This window comes from Paenibacillus sp. (assembly GCF_031177825.1).
Classification (GTDB): Bacteria; Bacillota; Bacilli; order Paenibacillales; family YIM-B00363; genus Paenibacillus_AE.
Genome location: NZ_JAPSKE010000005.1, coordinates 75,651 through 96,779, shown reverse-complemented (window position 1 = coordinate 96,779; position 21,129 = coordinate 75,651). Strand labels below are relative to the sequence as shown.

17 protein-coding genes are annotated in these 21,129 nt (G+C 61.2%); 14 read left to right on the top strand and 3 right to left on the bottom strand.

Going from position 1 to position 21,129, the window contains the following annotated elements; all coding sequences use genetic code 11:
* Positions 1–38: 38 nt before the first annotated feature.
* From RIN49_RS07795 to RIN49_RS07730, 14 genes are all read left to right on the top strand, one after another.
* Positions 39–947, top strand: a complete 909-nt coding sequence (locus RIN49_RS07795; RefSeq protein ID WP_309119607.1) for an ABC transporter permease — start codon at positions 39–41, stop codon at positions 945–947.
* Between the two features lie 18 nt (positions 948–965).
* Complete coding sequence (locus RIN49_RS07790) at positions 966–1,835, top strand: carbohydrate ABC transporter permease (RefSeq protein WP_309119606.1); 870 nt, start codon at positions 966–968, stop codon at positions 1,833–1,835.
* Between the two features lie 61 nt (positions 1,836–1,896).
* Positions 1,897–3,534, top strand: coding sequence for an extracellular solute-binding protein (locus RIN49_RS07785; RefSeq protein WP_309119605.1), 1,638 nt, complete (start codon positions 1,897–1,899; stop codon positions 3,532–3,534).
* Positions 3,535–3,601: 67 nt separating this feature from the next.
* The gene (locus tag RIN49_RS07780; RefSeq protein ID WP_309119604.1) at positions 3,602–7,093 is read left to right on the top strand and encodes a DUF4855 domain-containing protein; all 3,492 of its coding nucleotides are present in this window, start codon (positions 3,602–3,604) and stop codon (positions 7,091–7,093) included.
* Positions 7,094–7,194: 101 nt separating this feature from the next.
* Positions 7,195–8,052, top strand: coding sequence for a sugar phosphate isomerase/epimerase family protein (locus RIN49_RS07775; protein ID WP_309119603.1), 858 nt, complete (start codon positions 7,195–7,197; stop codon positions 8,050–8,052).
* A 13-nt stretch (positions 8,053–8,065) separates the two neighbouring features.
* Entirely contained in the window at positions 8,066–9,121 is a 1,056-nt protein-coding gene (locus RIN49_RS07770) for a Gfo/Idh/MocA family protein (RefSeq protein WP_309119602.1), read from the top strand.
* Entirely contained in the window at positions 9,118–9,339 is a 222-nt protein-coding gene (locus RIN49_RS07765) for an SRPBCC family protein (protein ID WP_309119601.1), read from the top strand. The genes RIN49_RS07770 and RIN49_RS07765 overlap by 4 nt, the downstream gene beginning before the upstream one ends.
* A gap of 8 nt (positions 9,340–9,347) precedes the next feature.
* The gene (locus tag RIN49_RS07760) at positions 9,348–9,584 is read left to right on the top strand and encodes a hypothetical protein (protein WP_309119600.1); all 237 of its coding nucleotides are present in this window, start codon (positions 9,348–9,350) and stop codon (positions 9,582–9,584) included.
* A complete protein-coding gene (locus tag RIN49_RS07755; protein ID WP_309119599.1) occupies positions 9,581–11,092 on the top strand; it encodes a M81 family metallopeptidase in 1,512 nt (503 codons plus the stop codon). Before RIN49_RS07760 ends, RIN49_RS07755 begins: the two co-directional genes overlap by 4 nt.
* 19 nt (positions 11,093–11,111) lie before the next feature.
* Complete coding sequence (locus RIN49_RS07750; RefSeq protein ID WP_309119598.1) at positions 11,112–12,551, top strand: NAD(P)/FAD-dependent oxidoreductase; 1,440 nt, start codon at positions 11,112–11,114, stop codon at positions 12,549–12,551.
* Positions 12,541–13,392, top strand: coding sequence for an FAD-dependent oxidoreductase (locus tag RIN49_RS07745; RefSeq protein WP_309119597.1), 852 nt, complete (start codon positions 12,541–12,543; stop codon positions 13,390–13,392). Before RIN49_RS07750 ends, RIN49_RS07745 begins: the two co-directional genes overlap by 11 nt.
* 458 nt (positions 13,393–13,850) lie before the next feature.
* Entirely contained in the window at positions 13,851–16,229 is a 2,379-nt protein-coding gene (locus tag RIN49_RS07740; RefSeq protein WP_309119596.1) for a sensor histidine kinase, read from the top strand.
* A gap of 20 nt (positions 16,230–16,249) precedes the next feature.
* Positions 16,250–16,900 (top strand): response regulator transcription factor, encoded by a 651-nt coding sequence (locus tag RIN49_RS07735; protein ID WP_309119595.1) that lies wholly within the window; start codon positions 16,250–16,252, stop codon positions 16,898–16,900.
* Positions 16,897–17,436 carry a histidine phosphatase family protein gene (locus tag RIN49_RS07730; protein ID WP_309119594.1) on the top strand — a complete coding sequence of 180 codons (540 nt, stop codon included), beginning with the start codon at positions 16,897–16,899 and terminating at the stop codon, positions 17,434–17,436. Before RIN49_RS07735 ends, RIN49_RS07730 begins: the two co-directional genes overlap by 4 nt.
* Here the strand turns inward: RIN49_RS07730 and RIN49_RS07725 are convergent.
* The 3 genes from RIN49_RS07725 to RIN49_RS07715 are packed head-to-tail and all read right to left on the bottom strand — an operon-like array spanning position 17,426 to position 20,991.
* Positions 17,426–18,307: a carbohydrate ABC transporter permease gene (locus tag RIN49_RS07725; RefSeq protein ID WP_309119593.1), complete on the bottom strand. Its 882-nt coding sequence runs from the start codon at positions 18,305–18,307 to the stop codon at positions 17,426–17,428. The two genes, RIN49_RS07730 and RIN49_RS07725, sit on opposite strands and share 11 nt — an antisense overlap.
* A 14-nt stretch (positions 18,308–18,321) precedes the next feature.
* Positions 18,322–19,284 carry an ABC transporter permease gene (locus tag RIN49_RS07720; protein WP_309119592.1) on the bottom strand — a complete coding sequence of 321 codons (963 nt, stop codon included), beginning with the start codon at positions 19,282–19,284 and terminating at the stop codon, positions 18,322–18,324.
* Between the two features lie 51 nt (positions 19,285–19,335).
* Positions 19,336–20,991 (bottom strand): type 2 periplasmic-binding domain-containing protein, encoded by a 1,656-nt coding sequence (locus RIN49_RS07715; RefSeq protein ID WP_309119591.1) that lies wholly within the window; start codon positions 20,989–20,991, stop codon positions 19,336–19,338.
* Positions 20,992–21,129: the final 138 nt, after the last annotated feature.

Below are 21,129 nucleotides of genomic sequence, written 5' to 3'. Positions count from 1 at the left end.
CGAGGTCGACCATTCAACGACGACAAGGAGGCGCCGGGATGCAATTCTGGCTGAAGCGGTTGTATCGGGATCGGTTTTTGATCCTGTTGATGTTGCCGGGACTGGCATACTTTCTCATTTACAAGTATCTACCCTTGCTGGGCTCGATCATTGCGTTTCAAGATTTCAGTCCTTTTTTAGGCTTCCTGGAGAGCCCGTGGGTCGGCATGAAGCATTTCGCCGTCATCTTCAAGGATTACGAAATCGTGCAAGTGTTATGGAACACCTTAAACATCTCGTTCCTGCAAATCGTCTTCGCTTTCCCCGCGCCGATCGTTCTGGCGATTATGTTGAACGAGCTGCGCGGCGGCGGCTGGTTCAAAGGGGTGCTCCAATCGATCGTGTACCTGCCGCACTTCATGTCGTGGGTCATCGTCGTCGGCATCTGCGTTATTTTCCTGCGCGGCAGCGGCGTCATCAACTCCTTCTTGGGCACGTACTTCGGCATCGACCCGATCCCGTTCCTGTCGGATCCCGCATTCTTCAAGCCGTTGATCGTCCTGCAAGTCATCTGGAAGGAAGCGGGGTGGGGGACGGTCATCTTCCTCGCCGCTTTGGCGGGCGTCGACCCGCAGCTGTACGAAGCCGCCGTCATGGACGGAGCGGGGCGCTTCCGAAAAATATGGCATATTACGCTGCCGGCGCTGCGCAGCACGATCATCATCCTGCTCATCCTGCGCCTGGGCACGGTGCTCGACACCGGCTTCGAGCAGATCTTCCTCATGCTCAACCCGTTCGTGATGGAGACAGGGAACGTGCTCGATACGTACGTCTACTTCAAGGGCATCGTGCAGTCGGATTACAGCTTCGCCACGGCCGTCGGATTGTTCAAGGGCGTCGTCGGATTCGGTCTCGTCTGGGGCGCGAACCGGCTGGCCAAGCGATTCGGTCAGGACGGCGTCTATTAAACCGCGAGGAGGATCGATATGAAAGAAAGCGCAAGCGGGAAGACGTTCCACGTCGTCAACGCGACGCTCCTTACGTTGATCGGGGCGTTCATGCTGTTCCCGTTCCTCTATGTGTTCGCCGTGTCGTTCTCTTCGTATAAGGAATTTATCCAGGCCGACTTCTTGATTTGGCCGAAGGAGTGGGTGTTCGACGCGTACGACTATATCTTTAAGTCGGACGCGTTCATCCGGTCGATCTTCTTTACGATCTACGTGACGATCCTCGGGACGATGGTGAACCTGCTGTTCACGTCATCGATGGGATACGCGTTGTCCCGGCCCGTCGTCGGGCGGAAGCCGGTTCTCGTTCTCGTTTTGTTCGCGCTGTTATTCCCGGCGGGGCTGATCCCGACGTACATCGTCGTGAAGGAGACGGGACTCATCAACAGCATCTGGGCGCTCATTCTTCCGGTCGCCATCAGCCCGTTCAACCTGATCGTCATGCGGCAATTTTTCCTGAGCATCCCCGGGGAAGTCGTCGAATCGGCCGTCATGGACGGCGCGACCGACCTCGGCATCTTCGCCCGGATCGTGCTGCCGCTGTCCAAGCCCGCGCTCGCGGCGTTCGGCTTGTTCTACGCGGTAGGCCACTGGAACAATTACTTCGGCGGCTTGCTGTACATGAATTCGCCGGAGAAGTGGCCCGTGCAAGTGGTACTGCGCCAGCTCGTCGTCGTGAACGAGACGAACACGCTTCGCGTCGCGACCGAGACGGTCGAGCAGATGCCGCCGCCCGAGACGATTCAGATGGCGGCGCTGCTGGTCGCGACGGTGCCGATTCTGATCGTGTACCCGTTCCTGCAAAAGCACTTCGCGAAGGGAGTGATGCTTGGCGCGGTGAAGGGGTAAGTTGCAAGGGGCATCCGCTATTGAATTTTTTCCATAATGACCGAAAAAGGGAGAGGTTCGCATGAAACAACGGTTGAATACGACTTTGCAATTGGCCCTCGTCGCGGCGCTATGCGCGGGGCTCGCGGCATGCAGCGGCGGAAACGGCGGCGCGGCGGAGCAGGAGACCGCAGCGCCGGCGCCGGCGCCCGCATCGAGCGAGACGAAGGAGCAGCCGGCCGCGGCCGAGACGAAGAGCGAGGAGAAGTTCACGATCACGATGCTCGACTTCCGCTACGGCAAGCTGCCGCCGGCGGGAGGCACCGGCATTCAGATGATCAACGAACGGTTCAACGTCGATTGGCAGCCGACCTACGTCAGCCGCGACGATTACGATCAGAAGCTGTCCGTGACGGTCGCCGGCGGCGATATGCCGGACATTCTTATCATGGAAAACCCGATGGAGCCGAACTTCTATAAATGGGCGGCGCAAGGCGCGTTCCTGCCGCTTGACGAGTACATCGACGATTACGAGACGTTCAAGCTGCTGCCGGACTTCGCGATCAACGCGGCGACCGTGAACGGGCACATCTATGAGCTTCCGGGCTACTACGTCTCGCAATTTTCCAATACGCCGATGATCCGTCAAGACTGGCTCGACAATCTCGGCCTCAAGATGCCGACCAACTACGAGGAGCTGCGCGAAGTGGCGCTCGCCTTCACGAACGACGACCCGGACGGCAACGGGAAGAAGGACACGTACGGCATGGTCATGGCGGAAAACATTAACCCGCAGTACCACTTCGGCGCATATTGGGACTTCCTCGCCTGGTACCACAAGGACAAGGACGGCAATTTCGTTCCGGGCATCATCTCCGACGTCCGCAAGGAGCATCTGAAGTTCCTCGCGGACCTGTACAAGGAAGGCGCCATCACGCCGGACTTCGGTCTCATTAACTGGGGGCAGGCGTACAAGGAGTTTTATTCCGGCAAGGGCGGCATGTTCATCGGCTACCCGGGCGGCGTCGGTCCGGAAAACATTACGGCGCTGAAAGACATCAACCCGAACGCGAAGCTGGCGCCGATTCCGCCGTTCGCGGCTCCGGACGGCACGCTCGGCTTCACCTCGAACTCCGGCATGTATCGCGCCGTCATGCTGAACGCGAAGCTGAAGGATCAGCCCGAGAAGGTGAAACGAATTCTCGAAATCGTAGACTTCGGCCGCCGGTTTTACCCCGCCGAGCAGCGGAATCCGAGCAACGCGGATTTCGATTGGTTCCGCGGCAAAGAAGGCTCCGGGTACAAGATGCAGGACGGCGTCGCCGTGCTGGAGCTCGAAGAGAAGGGCCTCAAGCCGTCCGACTACTTCCCGGACACGAACGCATGGGCGCCGAACGACGCGGCGAACCAATTCGCGGAACAGTACAAGAGCGAACCGCTCCACTACGACACGCTGAAGGCGTTCGAAAAGATGCACATGGAGAGCAAGCACTACTACGGTCCGGAGAAGGGGCTGTACTCCGAGCCGAAGAACAAGTACGAGCTCGATCTGTACTTCAAGATGTACGCGGAGCAAACGAAGATGATCGTCGGCCAGACGCCGATCGACGAAGGCTGGGACGCGATGCTGCAGAAGTACATGAACGAGGGAGGCGCCGAGATGATCAAGGACGTGAACGAAAAGATCAAAGCGGCGGGCACCTCCGGACATTGGGAGTAAGCATGTAGAACGTAAGGGGGTGGGATCGTATCCATCCCCTTCTTCATTACCTAAAGGAGGAATGATGATGAACCGTCTACACACGGCTCACCGGTCCGCGCTGGCGGCTTTGATGGCTGCGTCCTTGCTCCCGGCCGCGGCGACGGGCGCCGGCGCGAACGAAAACGAATTCACGAACGTAGCCCTCCAACGCCCTTATACCGTTACCGCGCACGTTCCCGATTCGGATCTCGCTCCCTACGACGTACGCACCGCAGGGGATACGGATACGCCCGGGCGGGAGCTGACGAACGGCCGGATCGCCGCCTCGAAGGTCGGCGACGCATATTTCGCCAATACGGAGTGGAACGGATTTTCCCGGCAGGTAGCCAGGGATATCGTCATTGACCTCGGCTCGGCGAAATACGTCGACAGCGTCGGCGGCGGCTTCCTCCGCGAGCGACACGCCGCCGTCGATCTCCCGCGGTACGTCAAGCTGTTCCTCTCGGATAACGGAACGGACTGGTACGCAGCCGGCGGGCGAACGAAGGACCATTCGACCTCGCAGACCGTCGAACGCGTCGAGCTGGGCTTCGCCGGCGTCGATGCGACAGCGCGCTACGTCAAGCTCGAGGTCGAGGTCGGCATGTTTACGTTCATGGACGAAATCGTCGTGAACGGGAGGGATCCGGCGGCGGGCGACCGCCCCGCGTCCGCGCTGCCGCCGGCGCCGGCGATCGTCGACCGGCCGCCTCCGACGCTCGAGGAAAGCGGCGGCGTTCATCATCTCTATCTCTCTTATTATTACCCGGGCCGACCGGAGCTCGGCGACTGGAGCAAGGAAGAGTTCAAGTCGGTCGTCGCGCATACGGACGCGGCGGGCGACCGGACCGGATGGATGTTCGACTCCGTGCTCTCGATTCCGATCGGCGGCTCGTACTTCGACTTCGACAAGAAGCCGGCCTGGGACGCGTATCTGGATAGCCTCTTCTCGGCGCATCTGCACTTCGACGCGCTCGATCAGGCGACCGGCGAAGCGAAGGCGGAGCTCGGCGACCCGGACCGCAAGACGAAGGTCGTCGTCTCCATTCCGTACTTGGCGCCCGACCCATCCGCCGCCTCCGGCAGCTGGGGCGAGCTGAACGGCGAACCGCTCAACGTCCTGCTCGACGAGGCGACCCCGGAGCAGTCGTTCGATGCGCGGAAGAAAATCATCGATTGGTACACCGGTGAAGTCGAGCGGCGCTTCGCCGAGCAAGGCTTCGAGCATTTGGATCTGGCCGGCTTCTATTGGTATCACGAAGAGATCGGCTTCGCGACGGTGTACGAGGAAGCGATCGTGCGCCATACGGCCGACCGGGTGCACGCGCTCGGCAAGAAGCTGTTCTGGATCCCGTTCTATCAGGCGAACGGTTCGACGTATTGGGAGGAGCTCGGCTTCGACGCGGTCATGATGCAGCCGAACTACATGTTCAAGTCGCATTTCGCGCCGAACCAAACTTCCGCGGCGGTCGACTTGTCCCGATTGCAAAACACGGTGGCGACGGCGAAGCGATTCGGTCTCGGGGTCGAGGTGGAAGGCGACTACCACATGAGCTGGCCGGGATGGGGCACCGATTACGACGGCCAGCTGTACAACGACGAGTACGCGCGGCGGAAGTATTACGCCTACTTGAACGAATACGCGAAGGCGGCGTTGAATCAGACCGTGACGGGGTACTACCTCGGCGCGAAGACGGTGCTGCAAGGGTTCTACAATTCGACGGACCCGAGGGTGCGTGAAATTTACGACGAGACCGCTGCGTTCACGGCGGGGACCTATACGCCGCGAGCGATCGAGGAGACGGTCATTCCGCTTCCGGCCGGCGATTCGTGGAGCAACATGGTGCAGCTCGAAGCGAAGGAAGGCGACGTCTATTCCTCCCGCGTGTCGATTACGGCCTCGCAATGGCTGAAGTTCCCGATGGCGGCGGGCGAAGACTGGGTCGTTACCGTTACGCCGCTCGAAGGGAAGGTCGGCTTCGAGACGCGGCTGTGGGGCGAGACGCAGACGAAGCACAGCGGCTTCTCGTACGGGAAGTCCGACAGCATCCAGTCGCTCGTCGTCAGCAACCCGACGGGCGCCGCCACGCAAGGCGTGCTGCGCGTCTTCCCGGAGACGCCGAGCGCGAAATATAAGATCACGCTCGCTAAACCCGCGGAGGACGGGACGACGCAGATGAACGCCATGCGGCTGCCGAACCAGCAACCGACGACTGGGGCCGCTTCGGCGGGGCAAGTCGTGTGGTATAAGCTGACGGGCAAGCCTTCGTATGCGCTGACGCTCGTTCCGGACGGGACGGCGGCGGATTTCGATCTGGCGCTGTACCGCGACGCGAACAGCGGCGTACCGGAGAAGGCGTCGGCGAACGGGGCGGGCGCGTACGAGACGATCCAATATACGAACGTCTATGCGGACAGCTTCGTGTATTACCTCAAGGTGACGGCGAAGACGAACGGGACCTATACGATCTACAACGGGGTGCAGCCGCCGGGCGACCGGCCGGAGCGTCCGGGCGACAGCTGGGAGACGGCGATGACGCTTTCGGCGAAGGAAGGCGTCGTCTATAGCGGAGAGATCGCCGGCAACGGGCAGCATTGGTTCAAATTTCCGATTGTCTCCGGGGAAGACTGGATCGTCCGTCTGCGTCCGCTCGGGGCGGCGAACACGGTCGGCGGTCTAGAGACGCGGTATTTCCACGAGGCGCCGTCCGCGGTTCGCCCGCATGGCGGATTTTCGTACAACAACGAATGGTCCGTCCTGCCGGAGCATCGCCTGCTCGTCAGTCAGCGAGAACCGAACGATTCGTTCATCGTCGTCCGCGTAACGGGCATGACGACGGGCGGCGCCTACGAGCTGTCGCTCGAGCGTCCCGCCGAAGACGGCGCGACGAAATTATCGGCGCTGCCGCTCGGGAACGCGTACGCGGCGTTGGGCGAAGCGACCGCGGCTGGACAGGAAATTTGGTATAAGGCATCAGGCTTAAGCCGATACGCGGTCGAAGCGCTGCCGCTCGGAGGCGCCGACGTCGACGTCGCGATGTACTGGAACGGCGCGTACACGAACGTATTGGCCTCCTCCGCGAAGCCCGGCGACGCGGCGGAGTCGTTCGCCTACGCGAATCCGTACGATCCGAAGTTCGTCTATTTCCTGAAAGTGACGGCGAAGACGCCGGGACGGTTCGTCCTCGGCACGACGCCCGGGTTGCCCGTCTACGACGCGGAGGCGCCTGCGAAGCCTTCGGGCTTCGCGGCGGCGGACGTCTCGAAAACCGACGTCGCGCTCGTATGGGAGGCGGCCGCGGACAACGTCGGCACGGTCGCCTACGACTTGTACCGCGACGACGCGTTGATCGCTACCGTAACGGGAACGTCCTACGCCGATTCCGGACTCGAACGGTTCGTCACGTACCGTTACAAGCTGGTCGCGCGGGACGCGGCGGGCAACGCGTCCGAAGCGGCCGTCGTCGAAGCGTTCGCCTTCCCCGGCGACGGGAACGCGAACGGCCTGAAGAAGAACGAAGAACGCAAAGGCGAGTAATCGAGCCGATGTGTCAATGAGGTTTGCCCCGCCGCGCCGCATCGGCGGGGCGCCATGCCGGGCGCGGGCGGAACGCGAAACGAACGCAGGAGGTTATGGGGATGAAGCTGGCGCTGAGCATGTGGAGCGTGCATCAATATTGGTACGACGGGGAATGGGACGTCTTCGACTTCCTCGAATTCGCCGCGGCGACGAAGGCGGAAGGGGTGGAGCTGCTGAGCATCTTCTGGAAAGATCGGGAGACGGAGCTTCCCTTGGCGAAGGAGCGGCTCGCGGCCCTCGGCCTGCGAACGGCTTGCTACGCCGCCTGCAACAACTTCGTCTCCGCCGACGCGGCCGAACGCGAAGCGCAGCTGAAGGAAGTGACGGACGCGGTCGACGCGGCGGCGTACCTCGGCGCCTTCGTCGTGCGCGTCTTCTCCGGCGACCTGCCGCGAGACGACTCGCTCGGCTTCGAGCAAGGGCTGGAATACGTCATCGACGGGCTGCGCCGGGCTGCGCGATACGCGGAGTCGAAGGGTATCGTCCTCTGTTTGGAAAATCACGGCTTGTTCGCGGGCAAGAGCGGACAGGTGCGGCGCATCCTCCGCGAGGTCGGATCGCCGGCGCTGAAGAGCGCATTCGATACGGGCAACTTCCTGCTCGTGGACCAGCAGCCGACCGAGGCGCTGGAGGAATTGATCGCCGAAGTGAAGCATGTGCATGTGAAGGACTTCGCGCTCGTCGGACCGGACGTCTCGGCGTGCGTGCTCCCCTCCTTGGAAGGCAAGCGATACCAAGGGAAGATCGCCGGGCAAGGCGAGGTCGATCTTCAGGGACTGTTGACGAGTCTCCGGCGTTCCGGGTACGACGGCTGGTATACGGTCGAGTTCGAGGGCGTCGAAGAGCAGCGCTTCGGCTCGGAGCAAGCGCTGGCGTACGTTCGCGAACTCTTAAGCGCCATCGAAGTAAACAACTAGGAGGCCCCCATTCATGAGTAAGGTGAAGGTCGGAATCGTCGGCGTCGGATCGATCGCCCATATGTGCCATCTTCCGGGATATCGGAACAACCCGCACGCGGACATCGTCGCGATCGCGGATACGGACGTAGAACGCGCGAAGCGCGTGGCGTCGGAGTTCGGGAACCCGGCGGTGTACGAATCGGCGGAGCGCATGTATCGGGAAGCGGGGGTAGACGCCGTAAGCATATGCACGTTCAACGACACCCATGTATCGCTCGTGCTGTCCGCGTTGAAATACGGCATCGACGTATTGGTCGAGAAGCCGATGGCCGTCAGTATCGAAGAGGCGCTGCGGCTGAAGGAAGCGGCGGCGGCATCGCGCAATGTCGTCATGGTCGGCATGAGCCACCGCTATCGCGCGGACGCGCAAGCGCTGCAAGGGCTGGCCGCCGACGGGGAGCTGGGAGAAATTTATTACGCCAAGGCGAAAATCTTGCGCCGGCGCGGCGTGCCGCTCGGCTGGTTCACGCAGCGTCTCTACTCCGGCGGCGGTCCGATGATGGACATCGGCGTGCATGCGCTCGACCTTGCGTGGTGGATGATGGGAGCGCCGGCGCCGAAGCAGGTGCTCGGCAAGCAGTTCCGGAAGGTGGCGCCGTACGACACGAAATACGCTTCCTTCTACGAAGCCCATTCCGACGTCAACAAGGTCGATCCTGTGTACGACGTAGAGGATTTGGGTACGGCGTTCATCACGTTCGACAACGGCGCCGCTCTTACGATCGAGGCGAGCTGGGCGGTGAACGGCAGCCAAGACGACGCGTTGAAGGTGGAACTGTTCGGCACGAAGGGCGGGGCGAGCCTCGACCCGCTGACCCTCTTCAAAGAAACGAACCGCATTCCGACGGAATACGCGCTGAAGGTGCCCGCGGCCGATCTATACCAAGCGGAGATCGACGCGTTCGTTCGCTGCGTGCGGGAGCGGGAGCGGCCGCTCTGCGACGCAAGCCAAGGGTACGAGGTCGTGAAAATGCTGGAAGCCATTCGCGTCTCCTCCGATACGGACGATTTGGTGAGATTTGTATGAAGATCGCCGAATCCTTTACGATTCCCGCGCCGAAGTCTGCGGTGTGGGACGTGTTCATGAACGTCGAGAAGCTGGCGAGCTGCGTACCGGGCTGCAGGGACATGACGGCGCTCAGCGACACGGAGTACGAAGCGGAGATGGAAGTGAAGACGAAATTCATGACGATCGCTTTCAAGGCGAATGGACAGCTGAAGGGATTCGCCGAGTTGAAGAGCTGATCGTCGAGATGACCGGGAAGCCCATGAAGCTGGCCGGCATGTTCCGGACGAAGCTGAAGGTGCGGCTGCGGGAGCGCGCGGCGGCGGAGACGGAGGTCGCGTACGATATGGACCTGCAGATGTCCGGCCGGCTCGCGTCGCTCGGCGACGTCATGATGAAGGGCACGGTTACGGAATCGTCCCGGGAATTCGCGAGGAACGTGCAACGGCTGTTCGCGGGGGCGCCCGGAGGGACGCCGGGATGAAGATCGTACTCGTCGAATTCCACCAGGAATCCAACAGCTTCAATCCGCTGCCCAGCGGGATCGAGTTTTTCGAACGAAGCGGGATGTACGAAGGGGAGGCCATACGGACGTTCTATGGAGATAAGCCGTGCGCCTTGGCCGGCATGCTGCGAGCGATCGACGAGTCGGGGGCGACGGCGATTCCCGGGTATTCCATGTTCGCTTCGAGCGGCGGGCCGGTGGAGCACGGGGTCGCGGAGCATTTTCTGGAGAAGTGTAGAAGCATTCTTATGGAAAACAGCCCCGTCGACGGCGTGTTCGTCTCGCTTCACGGAGCGACCCGAACGACGCTGGAGGAGGACGGCTCGGGGTATATGCTGGAGGCGATTCGAGCCGCGGCGGGGGAATCCGCGGTCGTCGCCGTCTCGACCGATCTGCACGCCAACATTACGGATCGCATGATGGAGCATGCGGACGTGATTTGCGGGTATCGTACGTATCCGCATCAGGATCATTACGAAACCGGGTACCGCGCCGCGAAGCTTGGATTCGCTTGCCTGACGGACGGCGTCAAATTCCGAATGGTGAAAGCGAAGGTGCCGATGATCGTTCCGGCGAGCGGGTACTCGACGATGAGCGGGCCGTTCGCCGAACTGATCCGATACGGAGAAGCGCTCGAGCGGTCCGGACGCCTGACGGATTTTTCGATTTATCAGATGCAGCCCTGGTTGGACGTGGGGGACGGCGCTTCGGCCGTGCTCGCGATCGACCGGGATCCGAAGCGAGCGGAATCTTATGCGCTGGAACTGGGGCAGCGCTTGTTCGACCTGCGCAAGAGCTTCCGACCCGATCTGCTGTCCGTCGACGACGTGATCGAGCGGGCCGAGCGGAATCGGTCCGGAAAGCCCGTCGTGCTCGTCGACGCGGCCGATTCGTCGAACGCGGGCGCGACCGGGGACAGCGTCGCCGTCGTTCGCCGGCTGCTTGCGCGCGGCTCGCCGCTTCGAACGGCGATCGCCGTGAACGACTCGCCGGCCGCGGACCGCGCGTTCGCGCTCGGGGTCGGCCGAACGGCCGACTTCACGGTCGGGGGCTCGAGATATCCCGAGACGAATCCGCCGCTGCAGGTCGAGGCGTATGTGAAATCGCTGCATGACGGCGTCTTCGTTCAGGAAGGGCCGGCCGGACGCGGAACGGTGCAGCGCATCGGTCCCTCCGCCGTACTGCAGGTCGGGAACATCAGCATTCTGGTGTGCCGTCAGATGGCGGGGAACGGGGACCCTCAGCTGTTTCGGGCGTTCGGCATCGAGCCGACGCTGCAGGAGCTGGTGGTGGTCAAAGCGTGCGGATCGTACAAAGCGGCGTACTCGCGGATGACGGATCTTATATATGACGCCGATACGCCGGGAGCGGCCGCCGTCGACCTGCGGTCGCTGCCGTTCCGGCGGCTGCCGCGGGAGACGTACCCGCTCTCCGAGCTCGACGGGTACCGCGTTCATGAGATCGTTCATGCACGACGGGGGCGTTAACTCATCAGGAGGGGGAGAGATGCATATGAGAGACGACGTCTACGATGTAGTCGTCATCGGCGGCGGCATCGTGGGAGCCTCCATCCTGCGCAAGCTGTCCGAATTTCGGCTGAAGCTGCTGCTGATCGAGAAACAGCCGGACGTCTGCGAAGGCGCGAGCAAGGCGAACAGCGGCATCGTGCATACCGGCTTCGACGCGAAGCCGGGAACGGTGGAAGCGGAATGCCTGCGGCTGTCGCGCGGCTTGTGGCCGACGCTGATCGAACGGCTTAAGATTCCCTACGTCGAATGCGGTGCCGTCATGGTCGCCGTCTCCGACGAAGACCGAGGCATCATCGAAGAGACGTATGCGCCGTCGGCCGCGGCGAACGGCGTCGCTTGCGAGTGGATCGGCCGGGAGGAGCTGCTGGAGCGGAATCCGGCCGTCACGCCAAGCGCGATCGGGGGGTTGTCGATCCCGGGGGAAGCGCTGATCGATCCGTTCTGGGCGACGCGGTCGTTCGCCGAGATCGCCGCGATGAACGGCGCCGAGGTGTCGCTCGGTTCGGGGGTCGCTCGAATCGAAGCGAACGACGAGACGCTGCTTATCGCGCTGGAGGACGGCCGCGAGGTCGAGGCCCGTTACGCGGTGAATGCGGCGGGCCTATGGGCCGACGACGTCGCGAGAATGATCGGCGACGACAGCTTTACCTTAACGCCGCGGAAGGGGCAGTTCCTCTTGACGGAGGAGGCGGTGCCGGTCAGCCAGATCGTTCTGCCGGTGCCGACGAAGACGTCGAAGGGCATCCTGCTGTCGCCCGTCGTGTTCGGGGGCTTCCTGCTCGGCCCGACCGCGGAGGATCAGGAAGAGAAGTGGGATCGCTCCACGACGGCGGGAGGCATGGAAGCCGTCCTCTCCGGCTGCGAGAAGCTCGTTCCGTCGGCTCGAAGCTACGCCAGCGTACGCCAATTCGCCGGCGTTCGCGCCGTCTGCAGCGAAGGGGACTTCGTCATCCGCCCGTCGGCGGTCGATGCCCGGATGGTGCATGCGGCGGGCATTCGCTCCACGGGCGTATCCGCCTCCCCGGGCATCGCGGAGACGGTGTCCGCGCAGCTCGAGCGGGCGGGCTTGACGCTTACGCCGAAGCCGGAGGCGGAGCTTCGGACGGACATCCCGGAGCTGTTCGGCGAGGAGCATGCGACGGAGGCGGGGGAGATCGTCTGCCTCTGCCGTTCGATCACGCGGGGGGAGATCGTGAACGCGCTTCGCCGCCCGGTCGCAGCGGCTACCATGGACGCCGTGAAGCGCCGAACGGGAGCGCTGCTCGGCGAATGCCAAGGCAACGGCTGCATTCCGAAAGTGATGGACCTCGTCGCGGAACACACGGGCGCCCGCGTCGCGCAGCCGCTCAAGGGGCTGCAGGGCTCCTATCTGGCGTTCGATTGCGATTCCGAGGGAGGGGTGCTCCATGAAGGTTGAGCTCGCGATTATCGGTGCAGGCATCTCCGGAGCGGCCGCGGCGCTCGCGGCGAAGGAGAGCGGGCTGCAGCGCGTGCTGGCGACCGATTACGAGGACGGCATCGGCGGACTGCTGCGAGGCTTGTACGCGGGCCGCGGCTTCGCCGAAGAAGCGGAGCTGGCGCGGCGGGCCGCGGAGCTGCCCTACGAGTTCAGGCTTCGCACGACGGCGACGAGCTTATACTTCGACGAAGACCGGGGTACGCATCTGATCGGCCTGCAGGGCCCTGAAGGCTACGTAGACGTCGAGGCGGAGCGGGTGCTGCTGTGCTCGGGCGCGTTCGAAAAGCCGCGCGAAGCCCGGCGCATACCGGGAAGCCGACCGGCCGGGGTCATGACGCCTATGATGAGCGTCGGCTTGTTGGATCGGGGGTACGTCCCGGGCAGGCGCGTGCTTCTCGCCGGCCGCGGCCGCGTCGTCGACGGCGCGGAGCGGCGGCTGAAGGATCGCGGCGCGGCGGTCGAACGGCTCGATCCCGCCGTGTGGGACATTGCCGGCGTGCAAGGCCGCGAACGGGTCGACGGGGTGCTCGCGAGGCACGTCGAATCGGGCGAGGAACGGCTGTGGCCGTGCGACGCTTTCGTCTACGCCGAAGGCCGTATCCCGTGCACGTTCTACTTGAAGGGATCGGACATCGAACGGGACGGGGGACATGCCGTCGTCGTCGACGAGGCGGGGCGGACGAACGCGTACCGCGTCTCGGCGGCGGGAAGCTGCTGCGCGGCCGGAGACGACGAGCATCTCCGGTCGGCGGAGCTGGCGCGGCGGGCGTTGGCGTCGCTGCTGCGTTGGGACGAATGAGTCTTGGAAATACGGAAGACCCTAGGCTGCCTGTTGGCGGTATAGGGTCTTTTTTTCGTCAAGGGAGCAGTGGCGCGTTCCGATTAGGGAACACGAAAGTTCCTTATTCTCGACGAACATGGCAAAAAGTGCGGAATAGGGAACATGAATGTTCCTTATTCGCGACGGAAACGGTCCGATACGGCGACTTCGACCGAAATAGGGAAATCTCATGTTCGCTATTCGGGCAAATTCGGGGAAGAGGCGCAAATAGAGAACATTGGCGTTCGCTAACGTGGAACGAGCTGTGCCGGGAAGGAAGAATGCGAGTACGAAGTTCGCAGTTTGGCGGCATCGAAGGCGAGGGCTTCGATTCTCGCGTTCAGAAATTGCGGAGATGCCCCGTTTTTTTGCGCGGTAAGCGGAGGCGCTTTCTTATATAATGAAGCTATGGCGGAGAGAGGACGAGGAGTTGAACAATGACAGCAATCTACGACGATGTCTTGCGAGGCGCCCGGCAATGGTTGACGCATGTGCCGGAGCCGGTTTATATAGAAGACTTAGAGGGACGCGAGCTCTGGGGGAACCCGGCGTACGAAGCGCTCGCGGCGCCGTCCAAGCGGCTCGCCGCGGCGGGGCGTCGCGTGCCCGTCGTTCGGGACGACGGCCGAACGATCGCTTACGCGGTGTACGCGCAGCCGGAGCCGGACCCGCGGGCGGAAGTGTACCGCATCGTCGCGGAGCATACGTCGGACACGATCGTGCTCGTCGATCGCGAGGCGTACGTGCGGTACGTATCTCCGTCGTTCGAGACGTTAAGCGGGTACCGCATCGAGCAATACGAGGGCATCGGAGCGTTCGACGTCATTCATAAGGACGACCGAGCCCAGGTGAACGACGTCTTCCGCCGGGTGCTCGCGACGAAGGCGGAAGACGAGACGGAATACCGCGTCGTGCGCGCCGACGGCCGCATTCTCCAGGCCGAAGCCCGCGTAAAGCCGGTGCTCGATCCGGAGGGGGAGGTCCGGTTCGTCGTCGCGGTCGTGCGGGACGTGTCGGAGCGGAAGGAAGCCGAGCGATTGCTCGAGAATATTTTGGAAAACGTCGGCGCCGGCGTCTGGTCGACGGACCGCGACTTTACGAGACATACGTTCATGTCCAAGAGCATGGAGAAGCTGTGCGGACTGCCGCGGGAAGAAGTCATGAACCGTCCCATGCGAATGCACGATCATATTCATCCCGACGACAACGAGCGCATGATGCGCGTGCTGAAGCCGAAGCTGGACCAAGGGATCCCTGTCGACATCCCGATCCGGTTCATTCATGTGGAGGGCGAGACGCGGTGGGCGCGCATGATCGTAACGCCGGTGCTGGATCGGCACGGCGAGACGGTGCGGCTGGACAGCATCGTCGTGGACATTACGGAGCAGAAGCGTTCCGAGCTTGCGCTGGAAGAGAGCAGACAGCGGTACATGTCGTTATTCGAAAATAATCTCGACGGCGTCTTCTCCGTCGAGCTCGACGGGTACTATCTCGTGAACGCGAATCCGGCGTTCGAGGCGATTACCGGAATCGAGAAATCCCGACTCGCGAACCGCTGCTTCCTGGGCGTCATCCACGACGAGGACCATGCGGACGTCTGCGACGCGCTTCTGCGCGTCAGGCGGGAAGGACGGCCGAGAGACATCGAATGCCGGTTGGCGCCGGGGAAGGACGGGCAGCGGATCGTTCACATTACGTTCGTGCCGATCTTCCTCCATGGAAGCTTGAACGGCATTCACGGCATCGCGAAGGACATTACCAAGCGGAAGCGGGAGGAGCGCGAGCTCGTCGAAAGCGAGAAACGATACAAGGCGCTTCAACAAAGCCTCAACCGCTTCTCCAACGATCTCGCGAACGTCATGAAGGTGTCCGATTTGGAACGGCGGCTGCTCGACGAGGTCCGCGACGTGCTGCATGCGGCCCGCGCGGCGATCGAGGAAGTGCCGATCGGGGAAGAAGCGTCCCGCATGACGGGCGAAGACACCTGGATCCGCATCGGCGAGAAGGGGCATCCGACGTACCTTCGCATCGGTCTGCATCATGAGCTGCTTCCGATCGAACGGGAGTGGCTGGAGACGGCCGTTCATTACGTCACGATTCTGTACGACAACCTGCACTTGATCGAAGACTTGATGAAGCGGATGGAGGAGCTGGCGTTAGATCGCGAAGCCCCCAGGTGGATGCTGAGGCTGTTGTTCAAGCTGTCGGAGAAGGAACGGGCGACGCTGTCCAGCGACCTGCACGATTCGGTGCTGCAGGATTTGATCATCTGGTACCGCAAGCTCGAATCGCTTCGGTCGCTCCGATCGTTCGAGCCGGAGGCGAAGCGGGAGCTGATGCGCATCGAGGAAGGGCTGCTGGACGCCATTCATCAGATTCGGATTACGTGCAACGAATTGCGGCCTCCTTTTCTATTGAAAATGGGGTTGGTCGAATCGCTGAAGAGCCTCTTCGAATATACGCGCATGTTCGCGAATTACGAAATCGAATTTACGGCGGCCGAAGCGTCCGCGGCAAGCTACGGGGAAGAGCATATTCTCGGCGTCTATCGCATCGTGCAGGAGCTGCTGAACAACGCGAACAAGCACTCCCAAGCGACGAAGATCGGCATCTCGCTGACGGAAACGGAAGACGGGTTGATCTTCTCGTACGCCGACGACGGCGTAGGCATGGAATGGACGTCGTACGAGGATTCGTTCCAACATATGGGCCTCGCCGGCATCGAGAAGCGGGTGCTGAGCCTCGGGGGCCGGGTCGCGTTCCGGTCCGCTCCGCGGGAAGGGTTCCACGTTGATATCCGGTTTCCGAAATCATAACGCACGAAGGAGTTAGAGCTATGGAAATCTTGTTGGTGGACGATCATCGTTCGGTGGTCGAGGGGACGAAGATGCTGATCGAATCCGAGCCGGACATGAACGTTACGATCGAGACGGACGTCTACTGCGTGCCCGACCTGGTCCGTCTGAAGAAATTCGACGTCATGCTGCTCGACTTGTACATGCCGAATATTAACGGAGCCGATCTGACGCGCAAGCTGCTCGAATACGTGCCGGACGCCGTCATCCTTATCTATTCGGGCTTCGAGATCGCGCCGCATTTCAATCTGTTGATGGAGTCGGGCGTCTCCGGCTTCATCGCGAAGACGTCGACGCGGGAGCAGCTCATTCAGGCCATACGGTGCGCCGCGCGGAAGGAAGCGATCGTGCCGATGGCGCTGCTGAGGCAGCTGCGCCGACAGGAAATCGTCGTCTCGGGCGAGCCGGGGCGCGAAGAGACGACGATTACGCAAGAAGAGGATAAGCTGCTCCGCGAGCTGGCGAAAGGGAAGAGCAACAAGGAAATCTCGAAGACGCTCATGATCAGCCAGCGGTCGCTCGAGTACAGCTTGACCGAGCTGTTCCAGAAGCTTCACGCGACCTCCCGCGTAGAGGTCATCAAGAAGGCGAAGCAATTGGGCATCCTGCCGACGGAGGACCTGTACTCGTGATCGTCGGACTGGTTCGGCATTACCCCGTCGATTTGCCTTACCCGCGCAAGCGGCTCGTCTCCGGCGACGAGGCGGCGGCCTGGTTCGCCGCATACGACGAGGCCCCGATCGTACCGGGCCGTACGGACCTGCGCGGGATCGCATGGGAGCGGTGCGTATCGAGCGACCTGCCGCGGGCGGTGCGCACGGCGGAGCTGCTCTTCCCGGAACCGGGACGCATCGAGACGCGCGCGGAGCTGCGGGAAATCCCGCTGCCGGGACTGTCCGGCAAGCTGCGGCTGCCGTTCTGGTGGTGGGCGGTCTGGGCGCGGCTGACGTGGAAGCTCGACCGCGCCGCCCGGGAGGAGATGGCGTCCGCCGAGCGCCGCGTCCGGGCCGTACTGGACGAAGCGATGAGCCGTCCCGAGCGGAGCGTGCTGATCGTCAGTCACGGCGCGCTCATGTACGAAATGAAAAAGGAGCTGGCGAAGCGCGGCTTTCTAGGTCCGCGCTTCGCCTACCCCCGGAACGGCGAATTGTATGTGTTTACCCTTTGATCGCGCCGATCATAACGCCCTTCACGAAATACTTCTGCAAGAACGGATACAAGCACAGCACCGGAATCGTGGATACGATGATCGTCGCGTACTTGATCGTCTCCCCGACGGGCATGCGGTCGCCGCCGCCGACGGCGGTCATCATCGAATCCGTGCTGTTGGTAATGAGAATTTCTCTTAGGATCAGCTGGAGCGGGTACAGCTCTCTCGTTCGGATGTAAATCATCGCGTTAAACCAGGAATTCCAATGGGCGACGCCGTAAAACAAGATCATGACGGCGATGACCGGCATGGACAGCGGGATGAAGATGCGGAACAGTACGGTGAAATCGTTGGCCCCGTCCAGCTTGGCGGATTCCTCGAGGCTGACGGGGACGCCTTGGAACGCCGTCCGCATAATGACCAAGTTATAGGCGCTCATCGCCACCGGTAAAATCAAAGCCCATCGCGAATCCAGCAGGCCGATGTCGTTCACGAGCAGGAAGGTCGGTATCAAGCCTCCGTTAAAGAACATCGTGAAGACGATCCCGAACATGATCGGATTTTTCCACATGACGTTCTGTCGGGACAGCGCATACGCCCCGAAGGCGGTCATGACCAGGTTCAAGGCGGTTCCGATGACTACGATGAACAAGGTGTTCGCGTAGCCCGTCAGGATCGAAGGATTCATGAATACGAGCTTGTAGGCTTCGAAGCTGAAGCCCTTCGGATATAACAACAGTCCGCGCGTTTGCACGACCGCTTGGGCGTCGCTTACGGACGCGAACAACACGTACAGGAACGGATATGCCGTAACTAATGTCAGCAGAGACAGGGCCAGAACATTGCCGACGTCGAATAGCCGTTCGCCAAAGCTTCTTTTTAACGTCATGGTCGCCTGCTCCTTTACCACAGATTGTTTCCGGATTTCTTGCTGGCGGCATTGGCCAGAACCAGTAACGCGAAGTTGATGACGGAGTTGAACAAGCCGACCGCCGCGCTGTAGCTGTAATCCGCCTCCAAGATCCCCTTCCGGTACAGGAACGTCCCGATGACGTCGGCGGTTTCGTACGTCGTCGGATTGTAGAGGAGAAGAATTTTCTCCGTTCCGACCGTCATGAAGCTTCCGATCTGCAGAATGAGCAGGATGACGATCGTCGGCATGATGCCGGGAATCGTCACGTGAAGCGTCTGCTTCCACCGGTTCGCTCCGTCCACTCGGGCCGCTTCGTAGAGCGAAGGATCGATGCTCGACATGGCGGACAAGTAAATGATGGACCCCCAGCCGACGCTCTGCCAGATGTTCGAGGAAATATAGATCGAGCGGAACCACCCGGCTTCGCCGAGGAAGGCCGTTCGTTCGAAGCCGAACATGGCGATGACGTTATTGATCAATCCGTCGCGCGACAAGAAGTCGACCAGCATGCCGGAGATGACGACGATGGAGATGAAATGGGGCATGTACGTCACCGTCTGCACCATTCGCTTAAATCGATTGCTCCGCAGCTCGTTCAATAGTAGCGCAAGAATAATGGACGCGGGGAAAGCGAAGACGAGCTCGTAGAGGCTCAGCAGCACCGTATTCCGCAGCAGACGCCAGAAATAATAGCTTTCGAAGAAGCTTTCGAAATGTTTGAAGCCGACCCAGGGGCTGTTCCACATGCCCGCTCCGGCCGAATAATCCTTGAAAGCGATCTGCAAGCCGTACATCGGTCCGTATAGGAAGACGACGTAATACGCGATGACCGGAACCAGCATGACGTAAATGTATTTATTTAATTTCAGGTCGCGGAACGCGCGGTACGAGAACGCGTTCTTATCGACCCCCGTCACAGGGGGACCTGATTTTCTTCTCGGCATCAAGGACATGGTAGATCCCTCCTGTGTTGGGGTGATGGATGCGGATACCGCTTCGGGCGATTACTTCCGAGCGTTATACCTCTCGAGCGCGGCTTGGCGCGCGGCGATCGCTTCCTGAATGCCCATGCTTTCGATCGTCGAAACGAATTTGTCGAAGTTGTCGATCGGCTCCGCGCCCATAATGAATCGATTGATCATTTCGTCGCGGTACGTCTTGACGTCGTTCATGATGGAAGCCGTCTTCGAGCTTTCGTCGGCCGTCAGCGTAAGCGGCGGCAGCTGCTTCGAGTGATCGGCTTGGGACCAGTTTTTGTTCGCTTGCTTCTGTTGGTCCAGCTGGTAGTACTGCTCCATATACCGCTTATCCTGAATGAACGGGCCGCTCCAGTTCGCCGTGAAATATTTCGCCATCGCTTGCGTAATCGGGAGTCCGTCCGGATTTTTCAAGATCGCATCCGTATATGTCGGGTATCCGTCGACCATCGTGTAGCTTTCGCCTTCGATGCCGAAGTTGAACAGGAAATGGCCTTCTTCGCTGTATTTATAATCGAGCCACTTCACGATTTGCTCCGGATTGTCCGCCGTAGCCGATACCGCCGCGCCGATGCCGGAGAACGGATACGAATAGTTGCCCATTGCGTAACCGCTCTCTTCCAGCGCCGGGTACGTCGGACCGACCAAGGAAAATTCCGGGTTTTCCTTCATGAGATCGATGTAACGGCCGATGCTGCTGCCCGGATAACCGGTGAAGGCGCCCAATTGATTGCCCGTCACCTTCGCGTCCTTCAGCTTGCCGTCCGTCGTCGCGAAGTCCGGATCGATCAGTCCTTCGCCGAACCACTTCGCCAAGGTAGCTAAGTATTCTTTAAATTCCGGTTGAATCGGACCGTATTTCACCGTGCCGTTCTCTTGATAGAAATCCTGCGTAATGCCCCAAGCGCCTACGAACAGATGGTCTAAGTCGATGTCGTTGATGCTGAAGAGGAACGGGATTTCGTCCTTCTGGCCGTTGCCGTTCGGGTCGCCGTCCCGGAACGCGGTCAGCATCGCTTCCCATTCCGCGATCGTCGTCGGCTGCTCGAGACCGAGCTTCTTCAGCCAATCCTCCCGAACGATCGGCCCGTGGACGACCGACAAGGACGGATCGCCCATGATGAACGGCATGACGTAAATATTGCCCTCGTCCGTCGTTACCATCTTCCGGTACTCCGGATTTTCGTCCAGCACTTTCGTTAAATTCGGCGCGTGCTCGGCGATCAGCTCGTTCAAGCGAAGGATGCGGCCTTCCTTAATTAAGCTGTCGGCTCCCTTAGGAGCGGTCGCCCAAGGATATTCGATGACGTCGGGAAGCTCGCCGGAAGCGATCATCAGGTTGAACTGATCCTTCTCCTGACCTACCGGCGGGTGTTGGAACGTGACCTTGGTGCCCGTTATTTCGGCTACCTTCTTATAAGCGGCGATTTCGCCGTAATCTTTCATCGTCGCGGCCACGTTCGGGTTTAACTGCACCCAATACGTAATTTCGCTCGGGTAACCGACTTCCTCGGCCGCATCGCCTTGATTCGCGTCCGTCTGTCCGGCCCCGCCGGTTCCCGCGTTCTCCGCGGCCGGCTCCTCCGGCGCGGTGCCCGAGGTGTTGCAGCCGACCACAAGTAAAGCCGTAATCATGATGCCGACCGATGTGCGCGACAGCGACTTCCAATTGTTCATGTCCATGTTCCGCAGACCCTCCTAATCATAAATCATCGTTTTTTTTAATTTGCGGCGAACCGTTCTTTCCGCGTCCGCCTCTTGAGTATAGTAGCGGGAGAGAGGCGTGCCCATAGCCTGATCCGCGGCGGCACTGTCCGATCT